Origin of the sequence: Shewanella sp. Sh95 (assembly GCF_001308045.1) — a bacterium.
Classification (GTDB): Bacteria; Pseudomonadota; Gammaproteobacteria; order Enterobacterales; family Shewanellaceae; genus Shewanella; species Shewanella xiamenensis.
In genome coordinates this window covers 1-1,448 of sequence record NZ_LGYY01000076.1, presented here as the reverse complement: position 1 = coordinate 1,448, position 1,448 = coordinate 1, and the positions used below count along the sequence as shown (strand labels likewise).

Here is a 1,448-nt window from a genome sequence, read left to right as displayed (position 1 = left end):
CTGTCTCTTGATCACAAGTCTTCGTGATTGAGAGACATGGCCAATTCGTAACCCTCAAGGATGGTTTGTAACCTAAACCATCCTTCCCACAATACCTCTACACAAGCTCGACCTGTCCGCTTGGTATCTTTCCAACCCCCTAATCTGGCCAGACGCTCGTACGCCCACTGCATATCGGGTGCCTGTTGAGGTAACGGACGTCCCTCCATTTTCAGCCAAAGTAATTTCCACGCTTTCTGACCCAATAGCGTTTCACAACATTGTGCTGCCACTTCCGCTTTGGATACCTTCATAAAGCGAAGCTGGAGTAAGCGTGTGGCGATAAAAGCCAGTATCACACTCATACGCTCCAGGTTCTCACGGCACTGCATTCTCAGCTCTTCCACCGCGGTGCCACTGCTTTTCCATACCTTGTGGTAATCTTCAATCAACCAACGGCGCTCGTAATAGCCGACAACCTCCAGTGCCTCCTTCGAGCATGTGATAGATTCGGAGGTGAGTAAGTGCCATGCCAGTTTTTCTTCACGATGACTTTGCTCTACGACACTGACGTAATACAGAGGGATATCTGCCAGAGTGCGTTTGTTGGCTGGGGCTTTGAGGGTCACTCGGGCATATCTCATTTCCAGCGTCACCGCCCGGGCTTTCCTTCCGCCTTTCTGAGGAATGAGGAGAGATTTCGTCGCTGCAAGCGGTAATGTGTTCGAGTAGTCATAGAGTTTGTGTGCATGCTCTTGAATGCATCGGCTCTGCATCGAGCGGACGACAAAGCGCTGTTGGTGCTGGGTTTTATAGGTCAGATATTCAAACAAATCAGCCTCACGGTCACAGACGGAAATCACCTTGTTGATATGCTCGCCTAAACGGGCAGACATATTGGCGGAGGCTTGTTCCCATTTGTAGCTCTCTTTTTCCTCGTAAGGGCGAGTAGCATGTTGGCGGCGTTGCCCGCGCTTAGTGATATCCCGCGTCCAACGCTGTTGCTCAATCAGCCCAACGACTTGCTGGCTTTGCGGTGAAAACAGCAAGATTGAATGCGCCAGAATGGCACGGTTTTTATCCCCTTGATTGGTATGACCTAACTCCTCCCTGACACTGTCATGCTTGTAAGTCAGCGAGGTGGTATCCTCTAGTGCTAACAAGATGTCATGCTCTCGAGCTTGCTGCGCGGTGGCTTGAAAACCCGCTTCAGCAATATCACTGGCTTGAATATTCTCATTGCGGATAAATCGGTAGGCCCCTTCCATCTCAGCGGGGGATAAGGGAAGTTTGGACACGGCAACTCCGGGTTGTTGGGTAATTGAGGTAGCCAGTGAAACAAGTCTTTGTGTACGTCTTGGGTCGTTGAGGTTTGCGTGCCCAAATTGACATTGCGCCCACTGCTCTGGATCCATCATCTTCATCATAATCGCCTCGAATATTTAGCCCTAGACGATCTGATCACAATG

At 50.3% G+C, this 1,448-nt stretch carries 1 protein-coding gene; it reads right to left on the bottom strand.

From position 1 onward, the window contains the following. Positions 1–11: 11 nt before the first annotated feature. Positions 12–1,394, bottom strand: coding sequence for an IS4-like element ISUnCu8 family transposase (locus AEA42_RS05470; RefSeq protein WP_082389609.1), 1,383 nt, complete (start codon positions 1,392–1,394; stop codon positions 12–14). Positions 1,395–1,448 lie beyond the last annotated feature (54 nt).

Coding starts and splice junctions, on each gene's coding strand:
- AEA42_RS05470 (WP_082389609.1), bottom strand. CDS start 1,394: ATGGATCCAGAGCAGTGGGCGCAATGTCAATTTGGGCACGCAAACCTC.